General features: G+C 54.5%; 23 protein-coding genes, 1 rRNA gene, 1 pseudogene and 1 riboswitch. Of the genes and pseudogenes, 14 read left to right on the top strand and 11 right to left on the bottom strand.

Annotation, left to right across the window (positions count from 1 at the left end; translation table 11 throughout):
* The 3 genes from ABRZ26_RS21030 to btuB form a co-directional block, all read right to left on the bottom strand.
* Positions 1-81, bottom strand: a 16S ribosomal RNA gene (locus tag ABRZ26_RS21030); the annotation flags it as partial.
* Positions 82-452: 371 nt separating this feature from the next.
* Positions 453-1310, bottom strand: coding sequence for a glutamate racemase (murI, locus tag ABRZ26_RS21035; protein ID WP_319606065.1), 858 nt, complete (start codon positions 1308-1310; stop codon positions 453-455).
* Complete coding sequence (btuB, locus tag ABRZ26_RS21040) at positions 1255-3108, bottom strand: TonB-dependent vitamin B12 receptor BtuB (RefSeq protein WP_319606066.1); 1854 nt, start codon at positions 3106-3108, stop codon at positions 1255-1257. The genes murI and btuB overlap by 56 nt, the downstream gene beginning before the upstream one ends.
* Before the next feature lie 66 nt (positions 3109-3174).
* A riboswitch (cobalamin riboswitch) is annotated at positions 3175-3404 on the bottom strand.
* A gap of 130 nt (positions 3405-3534) precedes the next feature.
* Between btuB and trmA the strand changes: the two genes are divergently transcribed.
* On the top strand, positions 3535-4638 hold the full coding sequence (gene trmA, locus ABRZ26_RS21045) for a tRNA (uridine(54)-C5)-methyltransferase TrmA (protein WP_319606067.1): 1104 nt from the start codon (positions 3535-3537) through the stop codon (positions 4636-4638).
* Positions 4639-4675: 37 nt separating this feature from the next.
* Here the strand turns inward: trmA and ABRZ26_RS21050 are convergent, their stop codons facing one another.
* Together ABRZ26_RS21050 and fabR are read right to left on the bottom strand one after the other, a co-directional pair.
* Positions 4676-5062: a YijD family membrane protein gene (locus tag ABRZ26_RS21050; protein WP_319606068.1), complete on the bottom strand. Its 387-nt coding sequence runs from the start codon at positions 5060-5062 to the stop codon at positions 4676-4678.
* Positions 5063-5088: 26 nt separating this feature from the next.
* Complete coding sequence (gene fabR, locus ABRZ26_RS21055) at positions 5089-5718, bottom strand: HTH-type transcriptional repressor FabR (RefSeq protein WP_319606069.1); 630 nt, start codon at positions 5716-5718, stop codon at positions 5089-5091.
* Positions 5719-5916: 198 nt separating this feature from the next.
* Between fabR and sthA the strand changes: the two genes are divergently transcribed.
* Positions 5917-7317 (top strand): Si-specific NAD(P)(+) transhydrogenase, encoded by a 1401-nt coding sequence (gene sthA, locus ABRZ26_RS21060; protein ID WP_319606136.1) that lies wholly within the window; start codon positions 5917-5919, stop codon positions 7315-7317.
* Here sthA and oxyR read toward each other — a convergent pair.
* Positions 7300-8217, bottom strand: coding sequence for a DNA-binding transcriptional regulator OxyR (oxyR, locus tag ABRZ26_RS21065; RefSeq protein WP_319606070.1), 918 nt, complete (start codon positions 8215-8217; stop codon positions 7300-7302). The two genes, sthA and oxyR, sit on opposite strands and share 18 nt — an antisense overlap.
* Before the next feature lie 158 nt (positions 8218-8375).
* Between oxyR and ABRZ26_RS21070 the strand changes: the two are divergent.
* Positions 8376-8620 (top strand): annotated as a pseudogene (locus tag ABRZ26_RS21070) (glutathione peroxidase); the annotation flags it as partial.
* Between the two features lie 255 nt (positions 8621-8875).
* Here the strand turns inward: ABRZ26_RS21070 and metF are convergent.
* The 3 genes from metF to metB form a co-directional block, all read right to left on the bottom strand.
* Positions 8876-9769 (bottom strand): methylenetetrahydrofolate reductase, encoded by an 894-nt coding sequence (gene metF / locus ABRZ26_RS21075; protein WP_319606071.1) that lies wholly within the window; start codon positions 9767-9769, stop codon positions 8876-8878.
* 326 nt (positions 9770-10095) lie between these two features.
* On the bottom strand, positions 10096-12531 hold the full coding sequence (locus ABRZ26_RS21080) for a bifunctional aspartate kinase/homoserine dehydrogenase II (protein ID WP_319606072.1): 2436 nt from the start codon (positions 12529-12531) through the stop codon (positions 10096-10098).
* A gap of 2 nt (positions 12532-12533) precedes the next feature.
* Complete coding sequence (metB, locus tag ABRZ26_RS21085; RefSeq protein ID WP_319606073.1) at positions 12534-13694, bottom strand: cystathionine gamma-synthase; 1161 nt, start codon at positions 13692-13694, stop codon at positions 12534-12536.
* A 185-nt stretch (positions 13695-13879) separates the two neighbouring features.
* On the opposite strand from metB, the gene metJ reads away from it, so the two are divergent.
* The 4 genes from metJ to ABRZ26_RS21105 all read left to right on the top strand — a co-directional run bounded on the left by metJ (position 13880) and on the right by ABRZ26_RS21105 (position 17319).
* Positions 13880-14197: a met regulon transcriptional regulator MetJ gene (gene metJ / locus ABRZ26_RS21090; protein ID WP_319606074.1), complete on the top strand. Its 318-nt coding sequence runs from the start codon at positions 13880-13882 to the stop codon at positions 14195-14197.
* Between the two features lie 344 nt (positions 14198-14541).
* A complete protein-coding gene (locus ABRZ26_RS21095; protein WP_319606075.1) occupies positions 14542-15339 on the top strand; it encodes an ABC transporter ATP-binding protein in 798 nt (265 codons plus the stop codon).
* A 22-nt stretch (positions 15340-15361) separates the two neighbouring features.
* Positions 15362-16318, top strand: a complete 957-nt coding sequence (locus tag ABRZ26_RS21100) for an ABC transporter substrate-binding protein (RefSeq protein ID WP_319606076.1) — start codon at positions 15362-15364, stop codon at positions 16316-16318.
* A complete protein-coding gene (locus ABRZ26_RS21105; protein ID WP_319606077.1) occupies positions 16315-17319 on the top strand; it encodes a FecCD family ABC transporter permease in 1005 nt (334 codons plus the stop codon). Before ABRZ26_RS21100 ends, ABRZ26_RS21105 begins: the two co-directional genes overlap by 4 nt.
* A 60-nt stretch (positions 17320-17379) precedes the next feature.
* Here the strand turns inward: ABRZ26_RS21105 and rpmE are convergent, their stop codons facing one another.
* Positions 17380-17595: a 50S ribosomal protein L31 gene (gene rpmE / locus ABRZ26_RS21110; RefSeq protein ID WP_048636604.1), complete on the bottom strand. Its 216-nt coding sequence runs from the start codon at positions 17593-17595 to the stop codon at positions 17380-17382.
* Between the two features lie 257 nt (positions 17596-17852).
* Here rpmE and priA point away from each other — a divergent pair, with 257 nt between their 5' ends.
* The 7 genes from priA to rraA all read left to right on the top strand — a co-directional run bounded on the left by priA (position 17853) and on the right by rraA (position 25887).
* The gene (gene priA / locus ABRZ26_RS21115) at positions 17853-20048 is read left to right on the top strand and encodes a primosomal protein N' (RefSeq protein ID WP_319606078.1); all 2196 of its coding nucleotides are present in this window, start codon (positions 17853-17855) and stop codon (positions 20046-20048) included.
* 259 nt (positions 20049-20307) lie between these two features.
* Positions 20308-21351: a DNA-binding transcriptional regulator CytR gene (gene cytR / locus ABRZ26_RS21120; protein WP_319606079.1), complete on the top strand. Its 1044-nt coding sequence runs from the start codon at positions 20308-20310 to the stop codon at positions 21349-21351.
* Positions 21352-21432: 81 nt separating this feature from the next.
* Positions 21433-22245 (top strand): cell division protein FtsN, encoded by an 813-nt coding sequence (gene ftsN / locus ABRZ26_RS21125; protein WP_319606080.1) that lies wholly within the window; start codon positions 21433-21435, stop codon positions 22243-22245.
* Positions 22246-22330: 85 nt separating this feature from the next.
* Positions 22331-22861, top strand: coding sequence for an ATP-dependent protease subunit HslV (hslV, locus tag ABRZ26_RS21130; protein WP_319606081.1), 531 nt, complete (start codon positions 22331-22333; stop codon positions 22859-22861).
* Positions 22862-22870: 9 nt separating this feature from the next.
* On the top strand, positions 22871-24202 hold the full coding sequence (gene hslU, locus ABRZ26_RS21135) for an ATP-dependent protease ATPase subunit HslU (RefSeq protein WP_319606082.1): 1332 nt from the start codon (positions 22871-22873) through the stop codon (positions 24200-24202).
* 143 nt (positions 24203-24345) lie between these two features.
* Positions 24346-25263 carry a 1,4-dihydroxy-2-naphthoate polyprenyltransferase gene (locus ABRZ26_RS21140; protein ID WP_319606083.1) on the top strand — a complete coding sequence of 306 codons (918 nt, stop codon included), beginning with the start codon at positions 24346-24348 and terminating at the stop codon, positions 25261-25263.
* Positions 25264-25401: 138 nt separating this feature from the next.
* Positions 25402-25887 carry a ribonuclease E activity regulator RraA gene (gene rraA / locus ABRZ26_RS21145; RefSeq protein ID WP_319606084.1) on the top strand — a complete coding sequence of 162 codons (486 nt, stop codon included), beginning with the start codon at positions 25402-25404 and terminating at the stop codon, positions 25885-25887.
* A gap of 65 nt (positions 25888-25952) precedes the next feature.
* On the opposite strand, the gene zapB is transcribed toward rraA, so the two are convergent.
* Positions 25953-26192, bottom strand: coding sequence for a septal ring assembly protein ZapB (gene zapB, locus ABRZ26_RS21150; RefSeq protein ID WP_319606085.1), 240 nt, complete (start codon positions 26190-26192; stop codon positions 25953-25955).
* Positions 26193-26504: the final 312 nt, after the last annotated feature.

Genomic DNA, 26504 nt, shown 5'->3' on the forward strand with positions numbered 1-26504 from the left:
TTCTTCCCGCTGCCGCTCGACTTGCATGTGTTAGGCCTGCCGCCAGCGTTCAATCTGAGCCATGATCAAACTCTTCAATTTAAGATTTGTTTGATTCGCTAAGTTAATAGCTGTGCTCAAAGAATTAGTAACTGTTCATTCGTAATGAATTTACTGCTAGTCACTCTTCAAGACTTTTTTATATCGTTAGCCGATAGGTCTTGTGAGTGCCCACACAGATTGTCTGATTAAATTGTTAAAGAGCAGTGCCACATTATCCCGTGGCGCGGGCCGCATATATTATGCAATTCCGCTGTGAAGTCAAGTGATTATTGCCTGGCTTCTTACTGTCGTCACAACCGCGTAATCGCCGTTGCCGTGTCAGTGGGAGCGCATTATAGGGACTTCCCGCCGGCTTACAAGCGCTAAATGCAAAAAAATCACCAAGCGCTTATTATTTACCCATAAGGCTATTAAAGCGGTAGTTTTTCCAGCGATGCAAAGCCATAACGCTGTAATACCGGCCAAAGCGTCGCCACTTTCGGCGTGATCGCCAGACAATAAACCAGATTCTTTTCCGCTGAAACCGGCGCCTGCTCAAGATTGGCGATCAGCCACGCCGTTCTTCTGGCAATGGCCGACCCCGAATCTACCAGACGAGTACCGTTTGGCAACGCTAAATGCAGTTCCTCCGACAATAACGGGAAATGCGTACATCCGAGCACGACGGTATCTGGCGGTTCCGGCAGTCGTAGCCACGGGCGCAAGATTTTTTGCAGGTCTTTCGTGGCGATGCTGTTTCCCTGAAGTTTGGCTTCCGCCAACTCAACCAATTCAGCAGACCCCAACGACAATATCCGGCAGTCATTGGCAAAGCGGGCGATAAGCTCATGCGTATAGGGCCGCTGTACGGTCGCGCGCGTGGCCAACAGGCCGACAACGCCATTACGCGTCAGCTTGGCGGCAGGCTTAACTGCAGGCACAACGCCGACCACCGGAAAAGCGAAACGCTCGCGCAAAGCGGGAAGAGAGATGGTGCTGGCGGTATTGCAGGCAATCACCACCAGCGCCAGCCGGTGACGTTGCTGAATCGCCGTAACAACGTTAAGGACGCGATCGATAATAAACTGCTGCGGCTTTTCGCCATAAGGAAATGCTTCATTATCGAATGCGTAGATATAGTGAAGGTCCGGCAATAGCCGCCGGATCTCATCATAAACAGACAACCCGCCTACGCCGGAATCAAACACCAGCACGGTAGGTCGGGCTGGCAGGTCAGAAGGTATAGCTTCCGGTGAGATAGTATTCTCGCCCTGCCGTACGGTAGCCATATGCCGTCTCGTAATCTTTATCAAACAGGTTGGCGATTCTACCACGAACGGTTAACTGCGGGGTGACGGGATATGAAGCGGCGAGATCGACCGTGCTGTAGCTGGGCAGACGGCTATTGCCCGTGTCGAACCGTTTGCCGCTATATTGGTAAATCATATCAACATTGACATCATAAACATTCCATCCAAGCTGATATTTAGCTTTCTGTTTGGCTCGCCGCACCAGCACCTCGTTGGTTTTGGCGTTGCGCGGGTCAAGGTATTCCAGCGTTAATTCATGTTCCAGTGGCCCAGTGACAAAAGTCCCCGTCCATTCAACGCCTTTGATTTTTGCTTTACCAATATTGTAATAACTGTTGTTTGAAAAATTAATCAGGTTATCAATTTCATTACGATATGCGGATAACCGCCAGGAAAGCGGCCCCGTTAATCCCTCAATGCCGCCCTCCCACTGTTGTGATTCTTCAGGTTTCAATTCAGCATTTCCTGAATAATAAGTAGAGGCGGCATAAAGCTGTCCCAGCGTGGGCGCCTTGAAGGCCGTCGCATAGGATCCGATCAAACGATAACCATCAATAAACTCCCAGCCAGCGCTGGCTTGCCAGGTCGTATGCCATCCAAACTGCGAGTTGTTATCGCTACGGACTGCGCCTTCTACAATGACAGACTTAATCTGCTGTTGAGACGTTAAGTAAAGGCCCGTATTGCGTATATCCTTGCTTTGAGAAATAGAGGCGGTGCCGGGCTGAATCGATTGCTTCATCCAGTCGACGCCGGTACTGAGATGTCCCGTTCCGACAGCAAACGTATTTCCCCACTGCACGTTGTACTGATCGGAATCATCCAGCGTGGCTGACGCCGAATACGGCCCATAGGCGGGGTCATAATTATAATCTTTACTTCGACTGTAACTGGCGGTTAGCTGCGAGGCGTAAATCCCTTCATGAAAACGCAGGCCGGTGTAATAACTACGACCATAAACTTGACGCGTATCCGCAACCACGCCTGGATGATTCCAGTCACTATAACCATCGTAGTCGCTACGATTGTCAAATCCGTATACGCGGGCGAAGCCGCCCAGTTGCTCACTAAATTGGTGAGCAATATCCAGCCAGAGCGATTTACTCATAAAACCATCGGTATCTGGCTGGCGAGCGGTGGAGCCCGACGGCAAGCCGGCAACCACATCGAAACCTTTGGTATAGGTGTAATTGCCTGCTGCCGTAATGACCGTGTTCTGCCCCAGCCTCTGCTGCGTCGCGCCGTCATAAGATTGATATCCATGGGATCCTATGCCGGCGGAAATCGTCGAGCCTGCCTTATCACGGCTTGTGATGATATTGATGACGCCGCCGATGGCGTCTGAGCCATAAACTGCGGAGCGCGCTCCACGGATATATTCAACGCGCTGCACAAGGGAAATGGGGATCTGGTTCAGATCTGAAGTACCGGATACGCCTGCTTGATTAAGACGGACGCCGTCAATCAACACCAGTACATGGCTTGAATTGGTTCCGCGGATAAAGGTTGAACTTGACTGCCCTATGCCCCCATTTTGCACAATATCCACGCCCGGCAACCGACGCATGGCTTCTAATACATTTTTCGCCTGCCAACGGTCGATATCATCACGGGTAACGATATCGATGGGGGCGAGAACGGAGGAAACGGGTTGAGGGAACCGGCTCGCCGTAACGACCAGCTCATCGGTATTCTTTTGCGGTGAAGCACTGTCTTGCGCCCAGGCGGAAAAAGCTGTGACAGGGAGCGCTGCCAGCAGCAAGGTTTTATTAAACATGAGTCGAGCATCCAAAATCATATATCAGGATGCCGCATTACCACGATAAATAGCACGCGATCGTGGTTACTGCGACGTATACCGGCAGGTCTTCGGGCTTGGGGCCGTCGCTACGTCTCTGACGGTTGGTCACAACCATTCGTAGCAACACAGAGCGATGACTTCCCATCTTTAAATAAGACAGTGTCTGCATCATGCTATCGCTCGGACTTCCCTTACCGCTGCGCGTCAGCTCCAGATTCACACTGGATTCCCTTTTAACTTGTAATAAAAGGCCGGATTTTCATGCTACGATCGCGCTATCCGGAGGTCTAGTCTCTTATTTCATTACAGAGTAATAACATTACGAAACTGGACTTCCCAGCCGGATCGCCTGGATTTTCCGGCTAACAAAGCCCTTTTTGATGCCATTCAGATGAGAAAACCATGACGCCAGAGAACCTGCCCGTTGAACAATACGACAACCACCTAGCACAGAAAACAGAACGTCTTAGCAACATGATGGCATCATTCAATGCGCCAAAACCCGCGGTATTTCGTTCTCCCGCCAGCCACTATCGCATGCGCGCCGAGTTTCGCGTCTGGCATGACGACGACGACCTTTACCACATCATGTTTGATCAACAGACCAAACAGCGTATTCGCGTCGATAGCTTTCCGGCCGCCAGTGAGTTAATAAACCAACTGATGCCAGTGCTGATTGCCGCCCTGCGCCCCAACCCCGTTTTGCGGCGCAAATTGTTCCAGATTGACTACCTTTCCACACTGAGCGGCGAGATAGTGGTTTCCCTGTTGTATCACCGGGCATTGGATGATGAATGGCGACAGCATGCCATTACGCTGCGGGACGCATTGCGCGCGCAGGGTTTCCAGATCCAACTGATTGGCCGGGCGACCAAAACCAAGATTTGCCTGGATCGGGATTATGTTGACGAGCGTCTGCCCATCGCCGGCCGCGAGATGATTTATCGGCAGGTGGAAAACAGCTTCACCCAACCCAACGCCACCATGAACATTCAGATGCTGGAATGGGCGCTGGACGCAACGCAAGATGCAACCGGGGATTTGCTGGAGCTGTACTGCGGCAATGGGAATTTTTCGCTGGCGCTGGCGCGCAATTTTGACCGCGTGCTGGCGACCGAAATCGCCAAACCGTCCGTCGCGGCCGCGCAATACAATATTGCCGCCAATCACATTGATAACGTGCAGATTATTCGCATGTCGGCGGAAGAGTTCACCCAGGCCATGAACGGCGTTCGTCAGTTTAAGCGATTACAAGGCATTGAGTTAACGGATTATCGCTGCGAAACCATTTTCGTCGATCCGCCGCGTAGCGGGCTGGATCCGGAAACGCTTAACATGGTGCAGGCTTATCCGCGCATTCTTTACATTTCCTGCAACCCGGAAACGTTATGTCATAACCTGCAAACGCTGACGAAAACCCATCGCATAAGCCGACTGGCGCTGTTCGACCAGTTTCCTTACACCCACCACATGGAATGCGGCGTACTGTTGGAGAAACAGCCGTAAGCGCATGCTCCGGCAGGCTTAACCGCCTGCCTGCGTCTCATACTTCCGAGGTATCGCCCTCATTGGCCGATGAGCGGAATTTCAGCTTGAAGCCAATCCACAACACCAGCGCCACGCAAAGAATCGAAGGAATGAAATTTGAGCCAATGGCAGGGTATTCAACCCGAACGATGGCGCTGTAAAGCAACAATCCCAGCAGGAAACTGGCGGCCACCAGCAACGGCGCGCTTTCAGACATGCTGTGGTTCATATAACGCTGATGCAGGCAATATACGGATAACACCAGCGCAATCAGAGGAAATATCGAAAACGGAACCAGTGCGCTGAATAACGCCGAAAATGAACCGTTAACGGATAAACCTGCGACCAACGCCAAAATCAGCGTTCCTTTTTGTCGATAATGATGCTGGGATTGTTCTGTCATAGCTTTTCTCTTCTCGTGCCTGTGATTTACGACGTGCTTGCTCCACTATCCTGTTCTTTCCGGTACCAGTAGTAAGCGCCTTTGGAAATCATGCGCAGTTGCAATACCAGCCGCTCTTCCAGCTGCTTGCGCTGTTCCAGACCGACATCCAACGCTTCCGCGCCGGCGCTGAAAACAATAGTGACCATCGCTTCCGACTGCGCCTCCGCAAAGCTGCGTGGAATATGATTTTCGACCTCCAGATAGTCGGCCAGTTCAGCAATGAAATGCTGAATCTCACGCGCGACAGCCGCACGAAACGCGGCGGAAGTCCCTGAACGTTCACGCAATAACAGTCGAAAGGCATTGGGGTTGTTGCCGATGAATTCCATAAAGGTCGAGACAGACGTTTTGATCACGCTGCCGCTTTTGGCAATCCGCTGGCGCGCCTGGCGCATCAACTGACGCAACATCAGCCCGCTTTCATCGACCATCGTCAGCCCAAGTTCGTCCACATCACGAAAGTGGCGATAGAAAGACGTCGGCGCGATACCGGCCTCACGCGCGACCTCACGCAAACTCAGGCTGGCAAAGCTGCGCTCCGCGCTCAATTGGCTGAATGCCGCCTCAATGAGGGAACGACGCGTCCGTTCTTTTTGTTGTGCTCTGACACCCATTATCCTGCCCAAATCATCCGTTTCCTTGCCAAAAAATCACTATAGCAAACTTTATTGTCAGCATACTGAGACAAAGTTTGTCATATTAAAAATGTGATCATAGGTTTCCATCACCAACATAAGAATTATTGGGTTCCGCCCCGGCGGATGTTACAATCACGTTATTGTTTTGTATAGAACAGGTTACCCTACATGACCATACCAAAACAGTTCGATTATGACGCCATCGTTATCGGTTCCGGCCCCGGCGGTGAAGGCGCCGCCATGGGATTAGCCAAACAAGGGGCGAAAATTGCGGTGATTGAGCGGCATTACAATGTCGGCGGCGGTTGCACCCATTGGGGAACCATCCCCTCGAAGGCGCTTCGCCATGCCGTCAGCCGTATTATCGAGTTTAACCAGAACCCGCTCTACAGCGACAACGCGCGCATCATCAGCTCTTCTTTCTCCGATATTCTGCGCCACGCCGACAGCGTTATCGGCCAGCAAACCCAAATGCGCCAGGGTTTTTATGAACGTAACCAATGCGATCTGCTCTCTGGCGAAGCCCGTTTTATTGATGAACATACCCTTGCCATTCACTATCCGGACAACACTCACGACACGCTGACGGCGGCCAATATCATCATCGCCACAGGCTCTCGGCCCTACCGCCCCGGCGAAGTCGATTTCAGCCACTCCCGGATCTACGACAGCGATTCCATTTTGCAGCTCGACCACGAACCACGGCACGTCATTATTTATGGCGCGGGCGTGATTGGTTGTGAATACGCGTCGATCTTTCGCGGCCTCAACGTCAAGGTCGATCTCATCAACACCCGCGATCGCCTGCTGGCCTTCCTCGATCAGGAGATGTCGGACGCGCTCTCTTATCACTTCTGGAACAATGGCGTGGTGATCCGTCATAACGAAGAGTTCGACAGTATTGAAGGGGTGGAGGATGGCGTTATCGTTAATCTCAAGTCCGGCAAAAAAATGAAGGCGGATTGCCTGCTGTACGCCAACGGACGCACCGGCAACACGGAAACGCTCGGTTTGGAAAATATCGGCCTAAGCACCGACAGTCGCGGGCAGATAAAAGTCAACAGCCTGTACCAGACCGGACTGGCGCATATTTACGCCGTCGGCGACGTCATCGGTTATCCCAGTCTGGCCTCCGCCGCCTACGACCAGGGGCGTCTTGCCGCGCAGGCGATCGTCAAAGGGGATGCCGCCGCCCATCTGATTGAGGATATTCCCACGGGGATTTACACCATTCCTGAAATCAGTTCCGTGGGGAAAACCGAACAGCAGCTCACGGCGATGAAGGTTCCCTATGAGGTAGGCCGCGCGCAGTTCAAACATCTGGCGCGCGCGCAGATTGTCGGTATGAACGTGGGCAGTCTGAAGATCCTATTCCACCGCGAAACGAAACAGATACTGGGGATTCATTGTTTCGGCGAGCGAGCGGCGGAGATTATTCATATCGGCCAGGCGATTATGGAACAAAAGGGTGAAGGCAATACTATCGAATACTTCGTTAATACCACCTTCAATTACCCGACCATGGCGGAAGCCTATCGGGTTGCGGCGCTGAATGGACTAAACCGCCTGTTTTGACGCGTTTTCCATGTAGCCCTGCATATGCTCGCGGATGGTGTCTGCCAGTTGCTCATAGCGTCCGCGCAGCGGCGAGCCGGGGCGATAGACCAGCGCAATGGTGCGTTTCGGCTCGGGTTTATGACACGGCAAATAGCACACGCCATCCCGTTCGCGTTCATGAGGCACCGCCAGCGACGGCAACAGCGTAATGCCGCTGCCCGCCGCCACCATATTTCGCAGCGTTTCCAGACTGGTGGCGCGGAAATGCGTATCTTCGTCCGCGCCGGCCTGGAAACAGAATCCCATCGCCTGATCGCGCAGACAATGCCCATCTTCCAGCATCAGTAATTTTTCGCCGGCCAGGTCGGCCATCGCCACGCGTTCCCGGTTTGCCCAGGGGTGATCCTGATAAATCGCCAGTTTCATCGGTTCATCGAACAAAGGCACTTCAATAAAGGCTTCAGACTCCTTCACCAGAGCCAGGATAGCGCAATCGAGCTTACCGCTGTCCAACTGGGCCAGAAGCTGATGGGTTTGCGCCTCATGCAGGTACATTTCAAGTTTGGGGAATGTGCGGTGCAGCATCGGAATGATCTGCGGCAACAGGTAGGGGCCGACGGTCGGGATCAAGCCGATATGCAACGGCCCTGACATCGTTTCACCCTGCTGACTGGCCATCTCTTTCAATACTTTAACTTCGCGTAATACCGTGCGCGCCTGTTCAACCAGCAATAAACCCGCCTGGGTAAACAATACTTTTCTACTGGTCCTTTCCAGCAACATCACGCCCAACTCATCCTCCAGCTTACGGATTTGTCCGCTGAGCGTCGGCTGACTAACGTGGCAAGAGTCTGCGGCACGCCGAAAATGACGATGTTCTGCTAGCGCCACCAGATACTCTAAATCCCGAATATTCATTTATTATTCTCCTTATCATGATAGCAATTAACGATAGAAAGATTAGCAACAGATGGTTTTCCCTATCAATATTCAAATGAATCATGCTTTCCATCGAAGCGTATCAGTTTATTTTTACCCAGATAACACCACACTTTTACTCTTAATCAGTCGGCTTGATGCCGCCCAGCCGGAAAGGTAAGCAAAATCCACAGATGACTTCCCCATACGCGCAAGGACGACCAACGAATTGGGGTTACGACAAACGCGTTGTTCAATGATAAAACGGCCATTACTTTTTCTTCACCAGAGGCTTTTAGCGGCCAGATCCTCCGGCCATCTGCCACGCTATAACGAGTTAGCGGGCGTATTCAAGCAATTTGGCACTAATCGCATTTTGTGTACTGCTATTAACGACACATTTAAGGCGGATGTTTAAGGAATTTTTTATAACAAGGAAAATATCGCAATTAACCACAATAAAAGAGGATAATTAAATAATTGTTGGGAAATATCGGTGTATAAAACTGAATCGCGTCATTTTTTAAGAATAAGAAAACAAACCGCCGCAAAAATTTTTGCAGAGAGATAACCACAAAAAAACCCTGCGCCGGCAGGGTTTTAAAGTTAATAACGACGTTTTGCACATTTCCAACGTTTTGTCGCAGCATCTCTTCGTTCAGCCGACCGCCGGGCGTACCCCCAGCGTATGGCAAATCGCATAGCTCAATTCGGCGCGATTGAGGGTGTAAAAATGAAAATCCTTTACGCCTTCGCGGCTCAGAATTTTCACCATATCCATGGCAATAGACGCCCCGACCATTTTGCGGGTTTCAGGGTCGTTATCCAGCCCCTCAAACATCGACGTCATCCAGTTCGGTACGCGTACATTGGTCATAGTGGCGAAACGCTGTAGCTGCTTGAAGTTGGAAACCGGCAGAATTCCGGGTACGATCTCAACATCAATACCGGTGGACACGCAGCGATCGCGGAAGCGAAGATAGCTCTCCACATCAAAAAAGAACTGGGTGATCGCCCGATTGGCGCCGGCGTCAATCTTACGCTTCAGATTAATCAGGTCCGCCTGAGCGCTTTTGGCTTCGGGATGAACTTCCGGATAGGCGGCGACGGAAATATCAAAATCACCCACGTCTTTCAGCAACGCGACCAGATCGGCGGCATACATTTCCGGTTTGCCGCCGCCAGGGGGCAAATCACCACGCAATGCCACAATGTGGCGAATACCGCTTTGCCAGTAATCCTGCGCGATCTCGCGTAAATGTTCATGAGAGGCGTCGATGCAGGTAAGGTGCGGCGCCGCTTCCAACCCGGTGCGTTCTTTAATGGTTTTGATGATGCTATGGGTTCGGTCGCGTTCACCCGAATTGGCGCCGTAGGTCACGGAAACAAACTTCGGCTTAAGGCTGCTCAGCCGGTCAATGGAGTTCCAGAGCGTTTCTTCCATCTCGCTGGTGCGCGGAGGGAAAAATTCAAATGACACATTAATCTGTCCCTGCAATTCCGCCAGACTCTGATTCAGCGCTTCCCGCTGATTTGCGTGAAAAAAACTCATACCTGCCTATCCTATTAACCAGTGCTATTGTTATCGTTCTCATAACCGTCTATACGTTTAGACGTCTATATAAAAAATGACGCAATCCACCCAAAGAGTCAATCTTTTTACCCGCCAGCATGCTGATGATTATTCATCGTATATGAAAAAAGCTCATCATCGTCGATGAACGGCGTATGCGCGGATGGAAACCGACTTGCAAGGCAGAGCGGACGAAAATAGATGAACGCGGAGCAATGTGAAGCTGAGTAACGCAAGCTATCGTGTGCGCCGACAGCTGCGCACACGATTTGCCAAAACGACGGTTAAGAATCGCTATTTTTCGATCAAAGCAGCTGCGCCAGGCGGTTCAAATCCGACTGAATCGCGCCGGCTGTGACATCCCGTCCGGCGCCTGGACCACGGATCACCAATGAGTTATCCCGATACCAGCGGCTTTCAATCGAAAACACATTGTCGCCCGGCAACAGGGAAGCCAGCGGATGATCGGGCCTGACCGCCTCGACGCCAACGCGAGCCTTGCCATTGGCGTCAAAGCGCGCGACATGGCGCAGAACCATGCCCATCTCCTGAGCCGCCTCCAGCCGCTGCAACATCTGCTCGTTCAGCGATTCCCCATTCTCAAAGAACTGATCGACGGAACCTTCCTCGCAACCCGCCGGCACCAGCGATTCAACCCGTACCTGACTGGGCTCAATCTCATATCCCGCCTCACGCGCCAGGATCACCAGCTTACGCATCACATCCTGCCCCGAGAGGTCAACGCGCGGATCCGGCTCCGTCAGTCCCTGCTGACAAGCCTGATCCACCAGATCCATAAAAGGCACTGAACCATCGAATTGCAAAAACAGCCACGACAGCGTTCCCGAAAAAATACCGCTGATCGCCAGAATGCTGTCGCCGCTTTCCCTCAGGTCGCGCACGGCGAAGTTCACCGGCAACCCCGCCCCGACCGTGGCGTTGTATAGCCAATGACGATCGGTTTTGGCAAAAGCGTCGCGAATCTGACGGTAATTATTACCGCCGGACGCCCCTGCCAGCTTGTTCGCGCTGATCACATGGAAACCGTAGCTGGCGAAATCGAGATACAAATCCGCCACGGATTCGCTGGCCGTCACATCCAGTACGACTAAATCATCATAGGGGTGCGCGCGCATCCACAGAAACAGGTCTTCGCCATCACGCTCCTGCGCTTCACTGTCGAAAAACGCCAACACCCGGCTGACGTCCAGCCCGTCATAGTTCAGCAAGCTTCGGGTACTGTCCACCACGCCGGCGAGTACAAACTCAAACCCGGTACGGGCGGAAAGGTGCGACTGTTCGCGGGCGAACAGCTCCAGCCAGCGAGAACCGATGTTTCCCTTGCCGAACAGCACCAGACCGATGCGTTTTTCCGCGCGAAACAACGAGTGATGCAGCCCGCGAACCAGATGTTCCGTCGGCCCGACGCGCAGCACCGCCACCAGGCTGATGCCGTCTTCCGATTGCCAGATAAACTCTGTCGGCTGATCTTTCAACTGTTGGTAAAAACGGTGGCTATGCAAAGGATTATTGCAAACGCCGGCCCCCACCATCGCCACCAGCGCCAGACCGTCACGCTGGGTCAGCTGTGCCGATAACCCGGCCTGACTCAGTCGTTGCCAGGCGCTGTCGACCACTTCCGTGGTGTAACACAGTTGCAGTAGGTTACGGTCGTGATGAATTCCCGTCGCCAGCGGTTTAATCTGCGAACGATTCAGTAACTGCTCGACGTCTTTTTGCATCTGTGGGAAATCCTGTCCCGCGGCCGCCTGAATTTCAATCAGACAAACATCGTCATGGCTGGTGACGATTTTGGCGCCGGTACCCGACGCCAGTACGCGTTCAATACGCGTAGAACCTTGCTCGGGCTGGTAGCTGCAACGCAGTTGCAAATCAATATCGCTGCCGGATACCGGTTGCAATGTCCGGGTATGCAGCACTGGCGCAGCCAGGCGCGCCAGTTCGCTGGCTTCATCCAGCCGCAGCAGCGGCAGCAGGCAGGCATCTTTGACTTTACGCGGATCCGCGCTGTAAACCCCGGCGACATCGCTCCAGATCGTCACCCGCTCAACGCCCGCCAGCGCGCCGATTTGGGTGGCGGAATAGTCGCTGCCGTTGCGCCCCAGCAACACCGATTCCCCCGCTTCGTTGCGGCAGATAAACCCGGTAACCACCAGACGTTGTCCGCTATGTTGTTCCAGGCGCTGTTGCAGCAGCGGTCTGGAGCGCGCCTCGTCCACCTGGGGCTGCGCGGCGCGCTCGGCGCGCAGAAAATCACGCGCATCCAGCCAGGAAGAGTGAATATCCATCTGGTTAAGCAGCGCGGCCATCAGACGCGCCGACCAAATTTCGCCGTAGCCGACGACTTCGGCATACACGGCATCGCTGATCTTACCGTCCAGCAGCCCGGCCAAACGCTCCAGATCGCGTATAAACAGGCTGGTCAGCGGCTCCGCCGCTTCAGGAGGTAATAATCCGGCGATCAGCTCGCTCTGATAACGGCGCAACGCCTGCTGAACCTGATGCGCGGAAAGACGATCGTTTTGGCTCAGCTTTAACCAACTGATGAGCTGGTTGGTGGTGCCGCCGGCGGCGGAAACCACCATTAAATCGCCCGGCTGGCTGTGTTCGGCCATAATACCGGCGACGCGCTGGTAACACTTCACATCGGCCAGGCTGCTGCCGCCGAATTTGTGCAGTTGCCGGCCGGTTACTGTTTCCGCTACTCCTGATGCACTCATGCTTACCCCTTCGCTGCGGCCTGAAATGCACGCGCCAGATCGGCGACCAGATCGTCGCCGTCCTCAATCCCGGTTGATATACGTAACAATGTTTCTGAAATCCCGGCGGCGGCGCGCGCTTCCGGCGCCATTCCCGCGTGCGTCATCGTCGCCGCGTGGGAAATCAGGCTTTCCACCCCGCCCAGCGACTCCGCCAGCGTAAACAGCTCCAGCGATGCCAGGAAGCGGCGCAGGGTATCTTCATCGCCGTCCAGCTCAAAGCTCAGCATCGCGCCAAAACCGGTTTGCTGGCGACGGGCAATCTCGTGACCGGGATTTTGCGGCAACGAAGGATGATATAATTTTTTCACCAGCGGCTGTTGCTGTAAATACTCAACCAGCTGTAAGGCATTGCGCTGCGCCGCGGCCATGCGCGGCCCCAGCGTACGCAGACCGCGCAGCAGCAGATAGCTGTCAAACGCGCCGCCGGTTACGCCGATATTGTTCGCCCACCAGGCCAGTTCGGTCGCGGTTTCCGCATCGCGGGCGATCACCGCCCCGGCGACCACATCGGAATGGCCGTTCAGGTATTTGGTGCAGGAGTGCAGCACCAAATCCGCGCCCAGCGCCAGCGGCTGCTGTAAGGCAGGGCTCAGGAAAGTGTTGTCCACCACGCTGACGGCGCCCGCTTCACGCACCGCCTGACAGATCGCGGCGATATCCACCACGCGCAGCAAAGGATTGCTCGGGCTTTCCACCAACACCAGTTTCGGCTTCTCTTCCAGCGCCGCCTTCAGCGCGGCTTCATCGCCCTGATCGACAAACTTGACGCGAAACGCGCCGCGTTTGCTTAAGCTGTCGAACAGACGATAGCTGCCGCCATAGCAATCATGCGGCGCGACCAGCAGGTCGCCGGGGCGCAGAAAGACCGTACACACCAGCATAATGGCCGACATGCCGCTGCTGGTCATCACCGCGTCCGCGCCGCCTTCCAGTTCGGCCAGCGCGCGCTGAACCACATCGCGGCTTGGATTACCCCGGCGGGAGTAGTCGTGCGCCCTTGGCTGATTGAATCCGGTAAAGTTATACGTGCTGGAAAGATGAATAGGGGGGACAACGCAGCCGTATTGCTCGTCATTATTTAACCCGCTGCGAACTGCGATGGTAGCCTGTTTACGCGTCATCTGCTCTTTTCCTGGCTGGAAGCTGAAAGTAGGGAATAAAGAGTAAACCCAGTTGACTTGGACGTCAATACATCTAGACTTCTAAACTTCTTTGCGTATAGATTGAGCATAAGCATAATAACCGCTAGAATCGTGCTATTTCATGACAGATTGCTGTCTTCTTACGACTATTTTTAAGGTATCCCATGGCTGAGTGGAACGGCGAGTATGTCAGCCCCTACGCTGAACACGGAAAAAAGAGCGAACAGGTTAAGAAAATTACTGTTTCTATTCCTCTTAAGGTATTGAAAATATTAACCGATGAGCGAACCCGCCGTCAGGTTAACAATCTGCGTCACGCAACCAACAGCGAGCTGCTGTGCGAAGCCTTTTTGCACGCGTTCACCGGCCAGCCGCTGCCAAACGATGAAGATTTACGCAAAGAGCGCAGTGATGAAATTCCCGAAGCCGCCAAAATCATCATGCGCGAGATGGGGATCGATCCTGATACGTGGGACTACTGAATCCACGTTCTTTGTATTCGCCATCATCACAAGATTAGCTGGCAACGGTTTAACCGCCGTTCCAGCCTAGTGTTTGACATATCACCAGCCTATCTCCGCCGCCAAATCCAACATCGCCCGCGACATCAGGCCATTTCTGATATAGCGCCGATATTCATGGCAGGGTTCGCGCTTGTAAGCAGCGTCGCCGATGCGCTTTTTCCAGGAAAAACCGTGTGAAATGGTGCCTGGATCAAGAAGCTACGCGTTAGTTTTGATAATAATTCCCGCTGACCAGTTAGTAATGACGACATTGCATTGATATGTTATAACATAACGATATTATTTTACGGTAGCACCACGCAATGACTCTCTCTATTCAAGACCGCAATGTGCTGTTGCAGCTTAAGAATGTGACGGTAGCGGGTGCGTATCATCCCCCCCGGCTCAACGATATTTCACTCTCCATCCACCGCGGTGAATGCCTGGCGCTTATCGGCCCCAACGGCAGCGGCAAGTCGACGCTGTTGCGCACGCTGACCAGCGAACTGACTCCCGAAACGGGAAACATTTATCTTAACGGTAAAGCGCTTCACGCGTTCAGCCGTCAGGAACGCGCCAAACGCATCGCCATTCTGGCGCAAAACGACACGCCGGATTTACGCCTGCGGGTTGAGGAGTATGTCGCGCTCGGCCGTCTTCCTCATCATGGCGACGGCGCGCCGGAACAGCATCATCGCATCATTGAGCAATCCCTGACGGATACCGGTCTGATCTCCCTGCGCCGTCGTCCGCTGGGTACCTTATCCGGCGGCGAACGGCAGCGCGCGTATCTGGCGCGCGCGTTCGCCCAGACGCCTCAATTGCTGCTGCTGGATGAGCCGACCAACCACCTCGATCCGTTAGCCCGCGCCCAACTGCTTTCGCTGGTGCGCAGCCGGGGGATCGCCACCGTGGCCGTACTGCACGATCTGCCGCTGGTCGCGCCTTTCGCCGACCGGGTGGCCGTACTCCAGCAGGGCGAACTGGTGCGTTGGGGTACGCCGGAACACGCCCTGGCGGCAGACTGTATTCGCCGCGTTTTTGGTATGGAAAGTTTTACCGTTACCCACCCGGTGACCGGATCGCCGTTACGTATTTTTGAAGCACCGAAAACCATCTGATCACGACTCCAGAGGAATCATAATGAAAAAAAACAGGTTATTGGGATTACTGGCGCTAGCGTCCTTCTGGACGCAGGCTTCCGGTTTTCCGGTCACCGTGGACAGCTGCGGCCAGCCGTTGACGTTTACCCAGGCGCCGCAACGCGCGGTGATCCATGACCTCAATATGGCGGAAATGGCGTTCGCCCTAGACCTGCAAAAGAATATCGTCGGCCTGACCGGCATTACCGGCTGGTACAAGGCGCCCCCCGAATTTACCCGACGGCAGGGGAAGATCCCTGAACTGGCGGCGAAATATCCAACGCTGGAAAACCTGCTGGCGGCGCAGCCGGATTTCTTTTTTGCCGGCTGGAATTACGGAATGAAAGTCGGCGGCGAAGTCACGCCGCAAACGCTGAAAAAATACGATATTCAAACGCTGGTGCTGAGCGAAAGCTGTGTGTTCACCACGCAAAACCGTCCGCGCGCCAGCATGGACCTGCTTTATGGCGACATGCTGAAGTTAGGTCAGGTGTTTGGTAAACAGGAACAGGCGCAGACGCTGGTCGACGACTGGAAAAAGCAGGTTGCCGACCTCCAGGCGCAAATCGGTCAGCGGCCCAGACTGAAGGTGTTCCTGTATGACTCCGGCGAGGATAAACCCTTCACCAGCGGCAAATTCGCCATCCCGACCGCCATGATTGAAGCGGCGGGCGGCAAAAATGTGATGGACGGCATGGAAACCAGTTGGGCGACCACCTCATGGGAAAGCGTGGCCGCCGCCGAACCGGATTTTATCATTCTGCTGGATTACCAAACCGGCAGCGGCGCATCGGCGCTACGGCAGTTCCTGGAATCGCATCCGCTGATGAAATATACCCCGGCGGTACAAAATCATCGCTACCTGAAACTGCAATACGCGGAGCTTACGCCGGGACCGGCCAATATCGCGGCGATCGTCAAACTGGCGCATGCCATGTATCCGGACGCCTTTAAGTGATACCCGTCGGATCGCGCTATGCGTTAACGCTATTCTGCGCCCTGCTGTTGCTGGCGGGACTGATGCTGTTCAGCATCGCCGCCGGCAGCACGGCGATTCCGCTATCGCAGGTATTGGCGGCGCTGGGGCTCTCCTCAGGCGAGGTATCCCCGATGATTTCACGCATCATACTGGAGCTGCGTGTTCCCCGCAGCCTGCTGGCGGCGCTGACCGGCGCCGGGCTGGCGATGGTCGGCGCGTTTTTACAAACGGTCTCTCGCAACGATCTGGCCGACCCCTTTCTGTTCGGCCTGTCCGCGGGGGCTTCCGCCGGCGCGGTGGCCGTCATTACTCGTTTTGGCGAACGTCTGGGGGATTGGGCGCTGCCGACAGCGGCGTTCAGCGGCGGGATCCTGTCGGCCATCGCCGTTATCGCGCTGTTTTTACTGCAACAGGCACGCGGCGCGGAACGCCTGATTATCTGCGGACTGGCGATTTCATTCCTGTTCGGCGCGCTGACCAACTATCTGGTGTTTTCCGGCGATCAGCGGGCGGCCAGCTCCATCCTCTTTTGGTCGCTTGGCGGGCTGGGTCTGGCCCGTTGGGACAACCTGCCTTTTGCCCTGGTCAGCGTGTTGCTGTTGTTTGCTCTGACGATTTTGCGCTGGCGCTCGCTTGATGGACTGCTGGCCGGCGGACAAACCGCGGCTTCCCTGGGCATCAATACCGCTCGCCTGCGCATCGAAGTGTTTATCTGCTGCGCTTTCGCCACCTCGCTGCTGGTGGCGCTTACCGGCGTGATTGGATTTGTCGGGCTCATGGTGCCGCATCTGGCGCGGCCGCTGAGCGGCGTGCTCCACCGTCGGCTATTACCGCTAACGGCCATTCTGGGGGCGATGTTGATGTGCGGCGGCGACGTACTCAGCCGTCGATTGCTAGCGCCGCAAGAGTTGCCTATCGGGATCATTACCGCGGGCCTCGGCGGCGTTTTTGTGCTGGGGTTACTGCTTAAACGTCAGTAGAGGTTTAAGAAACAACAAAGGCACCCGAAGGTGCCTTTGTTACTGCCGAGCGGGCAAAACTTATTTTTTCGCGCCCGGTACGCTGAAACGCTTGTTGAAGCGCTCAACACGACCACCGGTATCAACGACACGCTGTTTGCCCGTGTAGAACGGGTGGCAAGCGCTGCAAACGTCCAGGTTCAGGTCGTGGCCCACGGTAGAATGGGTTTTGATAACATTACCGCAAGAGCAAGTTGCAGTAACTTCAACATAATTCGGGTGAATACCTTGTTTCATGGGAAACCTCTGTTAAGGCCGTGTCGCTATCCAGCCCTGTTCCGCCAGACACCACACGAAAGTTGAGTTAAGAAGTTGAGTCAATCAACCATTATACAACGCAGTATAATGGCGGCGAATCATACAGAAACTCACCACCCGATGCAATCGCAGCAACACATTATCATGCGCAACATGTACACTAGCGCCTTGCCGTAATTCACGCCTATGCCGCGGTTGGTTAAAATCGCCATATTCTGAACCCAGTCGGAGAGGTCATGTCTGTCGCTCAGGTCGCATTCCCCGTGCCATTGGCACGTACATTCGATTATATCCTGCCTGCGGGCGTCGAACCCCAGGCCGGCGTGCGGGTCAGCGTGCCGTTCGGCAACCGCAAGGCCATCGGCCTGATTGCCGCCATCAGCGAATCCAGCGAATTGCCCGTCGAACAGCTCAAACCGATACACGCCATACTGGACGATCGGCCGCTATTCCCGCCCAGCCTGTGGCGCATTTTAATCTGGGCGGTGGACTATTATCACTATCCGATCGGGGAGGTGTTGTTCCATGCCCTGCCGATATTGCTGCGTCAGGGGAAACCCGCGCACCGGGCGCCGCTTTGGCAATGGTTCGCCACCGAACAGGGTAAAGCCACGCCGTTGGACTCGCTGAAGCGCGCGCCCAAACAGCAACAGGCGCTGGCCGCCTTGCTTCAGGCGCCGCTTTATCGCCATCAGGTCGGCGAAAGCGGACTGACGGAAACCGCATTGCAAGCGCTGCGTAAAAAAGGACTGTGCGATTTAAAGGCCGCCGAGCAAGCCGTTCGCGACTGGCGCAAGGATTTCAGCGTGTCGGGCGACCGGCTACGGCTCAACACCGAACAGGCGACCGCCGTCGGGGCTATCCGCAGTGAAGATCAACATTTCTCCGCCTGGCTGCTGGCAGGGATCACCGGCTCCGGGAAAACCGAGGTTTACCTCAGCGTACTGGAAAACGTATTGGCCGAGGGGAAACAGGCGTTGGTGCTGGTGCCTGAGATTGGTCTGACGCCGCAGACCATCGCCCGCTTCCGTGAACGCTTCAATGCGCCGGTCGACGTGCTGCATTCCGGTTTAAACGACAGCGAACGGCTCGCCGTCTGGCTCCGCGCCCGCAGCGGCGAAGCGGCGATCGTCATCGGCACCCGCTCGGCGCTGTTCACGCCATTTGCGCGGCTGGGCCTGATCGTCATTGATGAAGAACACGACGGTTCTTACAAGCAGCAGGACGGCTGGCGCTATCATGCGCGCGATCTGGCGGTCTTTCGCGCCAGAGAAGAAGATATCCCGATCGTGATGGGGACGGCGACGCCGGCGCTGGAAACGCTCTATAACGTCCAGATTGGTAAATATCGGCAGTTGACGCTCAGCAAACGGCCGGGCAACGCCCGCTTAGCCAGCCAGCACATTCTGGATTTAAAGGGGCAACCGCTTACCGCCGGACTGTCTCAACCGTTAATTAGCCGTATCCGCCGCCATCTGGCGCAGGATAATCAGGTCATTTTATTCCTCAACCGACGCGGCTTCGCCCCGGTGGTGATGTGTCACGAATGCGGTTGGATCGCCGAGTGTCCGCGCTGCGACCATTATTACACGCTGCATCAGCAGCAGCACATTCTGAGCTGCCATCATTGCGACAGCCATCGCCCGGTGCCGGATCAATGCCCGCAATGCGGATCGACCAATCTGCTGCCGGTCGGCATGGGAACCGAGCGACTGGAACAGGTGCTGACGCCGATATTCCCGGACATACCGATTACGCGCATTGACCGCGATACCACCAGCCGCAAAGGCGCGCTCGAACAGCAGCTTTCGCAGGTAAGGCAAGGCGGCGCCCGTATTCTGATCGGCACGCAAATGCTGGCCAAAGGCCACCACTTTCCCAACGTGACGCTGGTGGCGCTGCTGGATGTCGACAGTTCGCTGTTTTCCGCCGATTTTCGCGCCGCCGAGCGTTTCGCCCAACTCTACACCCAGGTGTCAGGGCGCGCCGGACGCGCGGGCAAGGCGGGCGAAGTGGTGTTGCAGACGCATCATCCCGAACACCCGTTGCTGCAAATCCTGCTGCAACAAGGCTATGACGCCTTCGCCAGCCAGACGTTGAAAGAGAGAAAGAGCGTTTTTCTGCCGCCCTATACCAATCACATTTTATTTCGCGCCGACGATCATGATAATCAGCAGGCGGCGTTATTTCTGCAACAGCTCAAAAATCTGTTGGAGAGCAGTCCGTTGCGGGACGAATCGCTCTGGTTGCTGGGTCCGGTGCCGGCGCTACAGCCCAAACGGGCGGGACGTTTTCGCTGGCAGTTGCTGCTGCAACATCCCTCTCGGGCTTTATTGCAACGGTTGGTCAGAAGTTCGATACCGCTAATCGGCACGCTGCCGCAAGCGCGCAAAGTGAAGTGGGTATTGGATGTCGATCCAACCGACGGTTAACGCGTTCGGCGCGTCGCTATTGCGAAACGCGTCCAGAAACCGACATCAATCACACTTGCTATGCAAATTAAGCAGCAAAATTTGCGCGCAATCTGTTAAGACTACGCGCGAAAAGCAGTATTCTGAAGGACGGCGTTAAACAAACCGAATAATACCCATGAATGCTGTCATTGATAATGACAGTCTGTAACCACAGTCTGAAGGCTGATAGCGCTGCCGCTCGACAGCGCCAGTTCAGGCTGACGCAAGGAGAATAGCGTTGGAGCAGAAGAAAGGCATCACCACAGCAACGATGAAAGACGTGGCGGATAAGGCCGGCGTATCGACGGCCACCGTATCCCGCGCGTTGATGAATCCGGAAAAAGTGTCCGCGACAACACGACAAAAAATCGAACAGGCGGTCATTGCTGTAGGATACTCGCACCACGCCTCGGCCCGAAGCCTGAAACGCAATGAGTCACGAACCATCCTGGCTATTGTTCCCGATATCTGCGATCCCTTCTTTGCCGATATTTTCCGGGGGATCGAAGAAGCCGCGGCTGAACATGGATACCTGGTGCTGATTGGCGATTGCGCTCATCAGCATCAGAAAAAGAAAACGTTTGTTGATTTAATTATTACCAAACAGATCGACGGCATGCTGCTGCTTGGCTCAAATCTGCCGTTTGACGCGAGCAAAGAAGAGCAGCGAAATCTGCCGGCGATGGTGATGATCAATGAGTTCGCGCCGGAACTGGAATTACCGACCGTCCATATTGATAATCTGACGGCGTCCTTTGAGGCCGTCCACTATTTGCAACAGTTAGGCCATCAGCGTATCGCCTGCATTGCCGGCCCCGAGCATATGCACCTGAGCCAATATCGTCTACAGGGTTATATTCAGGCGCTGCGCCGCAGTGGCGTCGCCGTCGATAACCAATATATTATTCGGGGCGACTTTACCTATGAAACCGGGGTCAATGGTCTGATTGCCCTGATGAAACACCCTTCCCCTCCCAGCGCCATTTTCTGCCATAGCGATATCATGGCGATCGGCGTGCTTTCGCAGGCAAAAAAAATGGGGTTGGATATACCGCGCGATATCTCAATAGTCGGTTTTGATGATATCTTGCAGGCTCAGTACTGTTCGCCATCATTAACCACCGTGGCGCAGCCGCGTTACCAGCTCGGACACGAAGCGATGTTGCTGCTATTAGAGCAACTGCACGGGCATCGGGTACACAGCGGCTCCCGACTGCTGGCCAGCGAATTGGTCATACGGGAAAGCACGGCGGCGCTAAATTATTCCCGCAACCGGCTTTAAGACTTCAGGAGCTGGTCAAATATTTTAGTGTTCAGTAACATGGCATCCTAATTAATTTATTCAATTCACAGCGAAACGACAGTGGCACAAAGAGACTACGTCAGCCGGGGGCGTTCCAATACGCGTCGGAAAAAGACAAACAGCCGGAGAAAAAGCAACGCGTCAGGCATGTCCAAAACCATGATAGCGCTGGCTGTCGCTGTTTTGGTCACCTTTGCGGGCGGACTCTACTTCATCGCCCATAACAAACCGGCGGAATCGCCGGTATTGCCACATCAGAATACAGGCAAAGGCAACGGCTTGCCGCCTAAGCCGGAAGAACGCTGGCGCTATATCAAGGAACTGGAAAACCGTCAGTTGGGCGTATCTGCCCCCACGGAGCCGTCCTCCGGCGGCGGGATCCAGTCGCCGGCGCAGTTGACCGATGAACAACGCCAGTTGCTGGAGCAGATGCAGTCCGACATGCGTCGCCAGCCGACGCAACTCTCTGAAGTACCCTATAACGATCAAACGCAGATACCGCGTTCGCAGGTCACCATCAAGCCGCCGGAACAAACCAGGACAATAACGCCGCCGCCGGCGACCCGGACGCCGGTCGCCGTCGCGCCAAAACCCGAGACGCCGAAGCAGGAAGCGGTGAAGCAGCCTGAACCCGCGAAAGAAAAACCGCAGCGCTGGATGGTGCAGTGCGGGTCATTCAAAAGTATGGATCCGGCCGAATCGGTCAGGGCGCAGCTGGCGTTTGCCGGTATCGAAAGCCGGATTACCTCCAATGGCGGATGGAACCGGATCATCCTCGGCCCCTATAATAATCGGGCGGCCGCCGACAAAATGCTACAGCGTCTCAAGGAGATAGGGACATCCAGTTGCATTCCGCTCGCCAGCGGGGGTTGAAAAACGCCACGTCATCCCCATCTATAAAATCAAGTATGCCCCGCGGTCAGCGGGGGTCTTTTTATTCGGTAACGGGGACTGACTCGTGACAACAATTGTAAGTGTACGCCGCAACGGCCACGTGGTCATCGGCGGTGATGGACAGGCGACGCTGGGAAATACCGTCATGAAAGGCAATGTGCGTAAAGTACGCCGCCTGTATAACGATCGCGTTATTGCCGGTTTCGCCGGCGGTACGGCAGATGCCTTTACCCTGTTCGAACTCTTTGAACGCAAGCTGGAATTGCATCAGGGGCATTTAGTGAAGGCCGCGGTAGAGCTGGCGAAAGACTGGCGTACGGACCGGATGCTGCGCCGCCTGGAAGCCTTGCTTGCCGTAGCGGATGAAAACGCATCATTAATTATTACCGGCAACGGCGATGTCGTTCAGCCGGAAAATGATTTGATCGCGATAGGCTCCGGGGGTCCCTATGCACAGGCGGCCGCTCGCGCTTTGCTGGAAAATACCGAACTCAGCGCGCGGGAGATTGTCGAGAAATCGTTAGGTATTGCTGGCGATATCTGCATCTATACCAACCAATTCCACACGATTGAAGAATTAGCCTCAAAGGCGTAAGGATCAACTATGTCTGAAATGACCCCGCGCGAGATAGTCAGCGAACTTGATAGCTATATCATCGGTCAGCACAACGCCAAACGCGCGGTAGCCATCGCGCTGCGTAACCGCTGGCGGAGAATGCAGTTGGAAGAAACGCTGCGTCATGAAGTCACGCCGAAAAATATTCTGATGATTGGTCCGACCGGGGTGGGTAAAACCGAAATCGCCCGTCGTCTGGCCAAGCTGGCGAACGCGCCGTTTATCAAGGTTGAAGCCACCAAATTCACCGAAGTCGGTTATGTCGGTAAGGAAGTCGACTCGATCATCCGCGATTTGACCGATTCGGCGATAAAAATGGTGCGCCAGCAATCCATCGAGAAGAACCGCCATCGGGCGGAAGAACTGGCGGAAGAACGTATTCTCGACGTGCTGATCCCGCCGGCGAAAAATAACTGGGGGCAGCCGGAAGATAATCAGGAACCCTCGCCCACGCGTCAGACGTTTCGCAAGAAACTGCGCGAAGGTCAGCTAGACGATAAAGAAATTGAAATCGATCTGGCCGCCGCGCCGGTCGGCGTTGAGATCATGGCGCCGCCGGGCATGGAAGAGATGACCAATCAGCTGCAATCCATGTTTCAGAATCTGGCCGGTCAGAAGCAGAAGGCGCGTAAGGTAAAAATCAAGGAAGCCTTTAAGCTGCTGGTGGAAGAAGAAGCGGCCAAACTGGTGAACCCGGAAGAGCTGAAACAACAGGCGATTGAGTCGGTCGAGCAGCACGGTATCGTGTTTATCGATGAGATCGATAAAATCTGTAAACGCGGCGAAAGCTCCGGCCCGGATGTATCCCGTGAAGGGGTACAGCGCGACCTGCTGCCGCTGGTGGAAGGCTGCACCGTGTCAACCAAACACGGCATGGTTAAAACCGACCACATCCTGTTCATCGCTTCCGGCGCATTCCAGGTCGCCAGCCCGTCGGATCTGATCCCCGAGCTACAGGGGCGTCTGCCGATCCGTGTTGAATTACAGGCGCTGACGACGGAAGATTTTGAGCGTATTCTGACGGAGCCAAGCGCATCACTGACCGAGCAATACAAAGCATTGATGGCAACCGAGGGCGTCAACATTGAATTCTCGGCCGACGGTATCCGCCGCATTGCGGAAGCGGCGTGGCAGGTCAACGAACGTACCGAGAATATCGGCGCGCGTCGTCTGCATACCGTTCTGGAGCGTTTGATTGAAGATATCTCTTACGATGCCAGCGAAATGAGCGGTCAAAATGTTACCATTGACGCAGATTACGTACGTAGTCACCTGGATGAATTAGTAGCAGATGAAGATCTGAGCCGATTTATCTTATAATCCGTTCACACGGATCGTCCTGTTAACTATCAAGTGGGAGGCCAAGGCCTCCCACTTGTGTTTATGGCAATGTCGTTAAAACTTTTTATTCATAAACAATAGATGTATTCCTATAGGGATCGTCAATAAAATTGAAGCGCACCATGACCTTATCAACCCATAAAAGCAAAACCCAAGCCTGGCTGGACAGTTTGCGTCCAAAAACCTTGCCGCTGGCTTTCGCTTCCATCGTCACCGGCTCGGCGATTGCAGGCTGGCATAGCAGTTTTAAACCGGGCGTCGCACTCTTGGCTTTGCTTACCGCCGGGTTATTGCAAATTCTTTCCAATCTGGCAAATGACTATGGGGATGCGATAAAAGGCAGCGATACCGAAGACCGCATCGGCCCGTTGCGTGGTATCCAGACGGGAGCGATTAATCTGACGCAGCTCAGAAACGCGCTGATCGTCACCGTTGCGCTGACCATTATTTCCGGCGTCTCGCTGGTTATCGTCGCCTGCGAAAAACCAACCGATATCATCGGCTTTCTGATCCTGGGATTACTGGCGATTCTGGCCGCCATTACCTATACCGTCGGCAACAAGCCTTACGGCTATATCGGGCTGGGCGACATCTCGGTGCTGATATTCTTCGGCTGGCTAAGCGTCGCCGGCTCCTACTATCTGCAAACCGGCCACTTCGACACTATCGTCATGCTGCCGGCCACCGCCTGCGGTCTGCTGGCTACCGCCGTCTTGAACATCAACAACTTGCGCGATATCGATAACGACCGCATCAGCGGGAAAAACACGCTGGCGGTTCGCCTCGGCGCGCAAAAGGCCCGCTGCTACCACACCATGCTGCTGCTATTGGCGCCGGTATGCCTCGGCCTGTTCGCCATTCTCTACCTGCATAGCCTGGCCGGCTGGTTGTTCATCCTGGCGCTGCCTTTGTTGCTCAAGCAGGCGATTTACGTGTTACGTGAAACCAGCGCCTTTAGCATGCGTCCGATGCTGGAAAAGACCGTCAAGTGCGCGCTGCTGACCAACATTCTGTTCGCCGTGGGCGTGATACTCAGCTAACGACGGTAAAGCCCGACCGTATCCGCAGCCTGATGCGATGCTTTACTGATACGCATCAAGTTAACATTTGATGATTTTGCCAACATCCGCCAGAAAGGGATATACTCACTATCCCAGCGGCAAACTGACGTAAATCCTATGAAATACGATACTTCCGAACTGTGCGATATTTATCACGAAGAGGTGAATGTTGTTGAGCCTCTGTTCTCTAATTTTGGCGGGCGTACTTCATTTGGTGGACAAATCACCACGGTGAAATGTTTTGAGGATAACGGCCTGCTTTATGACCTGCTGGAAGAAAACGGCAGCGGACGCGTACTGTTGGTCGACGGCGGCGGCTCGGTACGCCGGGCGTTAATCAACGCGGAACTGGCAAGGCTGGCGACCCAGAACGAATGGGAAGGCATCGTCATCTACGGCGCGGTGCGTCAGGTGGACGAGTTGGCTGAGCTGGATATCGGCATTCAGGCGATGGCGGCGATCCCGGTCGGCGCGGCCAGCGAAGGGATCGGCGAGAGCGATATTCGCGTTAATTTTGGCGGTGTAACCTTTTTCTCAGGCGATCATCTCTACGCGGACAACACGGGAATCATTCTGGCGGAAGACGCGCTGGATATCGAATAACCCGGCTTGGTAACCATCAATCTCCCGGTGCGAAAAGGGCGAAGCCTCGCCCTTTTCTGAAAGAGTCAGACTTCTTCCATCTTCCCTAACAGGGCGCGCAGACGCTCCTGCCACTGGGTTTGTTCTTCTTTCAATTGCTCGTTTTCACGCACCAGCGCTTCACGATCGCCCGACGCAGCCTGCACATCTTGCGACAAGGCATTGTTTTTCTCTTTCAGCTCTTCAATCTCCATTTGCAATAGCGTAATGGTATCAATCGCTTGCTGAACTTTCGCTTCCAGCTTCTCAAATACTTCAAATGACATTCTTCAAACCCCTTTTAATCGCAAGGCATAAAAACCGGTTAACACTAGCCCAAAGCATCCGCTCATCGACATACTGATACAGCGTCCGTTTGATACGCCCAGAGACGTAAACTGAGCGGGACCGACCATAACAGAATTGTATGTAGCCAATGTATCCCTGTCTAGCAAACATCCCATACAACGTCGAGTGTGACATCTTTTCCCGCCGAGCTCTATCAGCACAACCTGAAAAAGCGAGTTAACCGCCTGTCGGTCTATTTTTTATGTTAATAAATTTAACCCAATGGTTAACATCAGATAGGCGTATTCATC

The sequence above is a fragment of the Brenneria sp. L4-2C genome, assembly GCF_040240335.1.
In the GTDB taxonomy this organism is placed as follows: domain Bacteria; phylum Pseudomonadota; class Gammaproteobacteria; order Enterobacterales; family Enterobacteriaceae; genus Brenneria.

Excerpts from the sequence above, each read along its gene's own strand:
- oxyR (WP_319606070.1), bottom strand. The coding sequence starts at position 8,217 with ATGAATATTCGGGATTTAGAGTATCTGGTGGCGCTAGCAGAACATCGT.
- ABRZ26_RS21100 (WP_319606076.1), top strand. The coding sequence starts at position 15,362 with ATGAAAAAAAACAGGTTATTGGGATTACTGGCGCTAGCGTCCTTCTGG.
- metF (WP_319606071.1), bottom strand. The coding sequence starts at position 9,769 with ATGAGTTTTTTTCACGCAAATCAGCGGGAAGCGCTGAATCAGAGTCTG.
- ABRZ26_RS21095 (WP_319606075.1), top strand. The coding sequence starts at position 14,542 with ATGACTCTCTCTATTCAAGACCGCAATGTGCTGTTGCAGCTTAAGAAT.
- ABRZ26_RS21050 (WP_319606068.1), bottom strand. The coding sequence starts at position 5,062 with ATGACAGAACAATCCCAGCATCATTATCGACAAAAAGGAACGCTGATT.
- murI (WP_319606065.1), bottom strand. The coding sequence starts at position 1,310 with ATGGCTACCGTACGGCAGGGCGAGAATACTATCTCACCGGAAGCTATA.
- btuB (WP_319606066.1), bottom strand. The coding sequence starts at position 3,108 with ATGTTTAATAAAACCTTGCTGCTGGCAGCGCTCCCTGTCACAGCTTTT.
- ABRZ26_RS21080 (WP_319606072.1), bottom strand. The coding sequence starts at position 12,531 with ATGAGTGCATCAGGAGTAGCGGAAACAGTAACCGGCCGGCAACTGCAC.
- zapB (WP_319606085.1), bottom strand. The coding sequence starts at position 26,192 with ATGTCATTTGAAGTATTTGAGAAGCTGGAAGCGAAAGTTCAGCAAGCG.
- rraA (WP_319606084.1), top strand. The coding sequence starts at position 25,402 with ATGAAATACGATACTTCCGAACTGTGCGATATTTATCACGAAGAGGTG.
- metB (WP_319606073.1), bottom strand. The coding sequence starts at position 13,694 with ATGACGCGTAAACAGGCTACCATCGCAGTTCGCAGCGGGTTAAATAAT.
- metJ (WP_319606074.1), top strand. The coding sequence starts at position 13,880 with ATGGCTGAGTGGAACGGCGAGTATGTCAGCCCCTACGCTGAACACGGA.
- rpmE (WP_048636604.1), bottom strand. The coding sequence starts at position 17,595 with ATGAAACAAGGTATTCACCCGAATTATGTTGAAGTTACTGCAACTTGC.
- ABRZ26_RS21140 (WP_319606083.1), top strand. The coding sequence starts at position 24,346 with ATGACCTTATCAACCCATAAAAGCAAAACCCAAGCCTGGCTGGACAGT.
- priA (WP_319606078.1), top strand. The coding sequence starts at position 17,853 with ATGTCTGTCGCTCAGGTCGCATTCCCCGTGCCATTGGCACGTACATTC.
- fabR (WP_319606069.1), bottom strand. The coding sequence starts at position 5,718 with ATGGGTGTCAGAGCACAACAAAAAGAACGGACGCGTCGTTCCCTCATT.
- hslU (WP_319606082.1), top strand. The coding sequence starts at position 22,871 with ATGTCTGAAATGACCCCGCGCGAGATAGTCAGCGAACTTGATAGCTAT.
- trmA (WP_319606067.1), top strand. The coding sequence starts at position 3,535 with ATGACGCCAGAGAACCTGCCCGTTGAACAATACGACAACCACCTAGCA.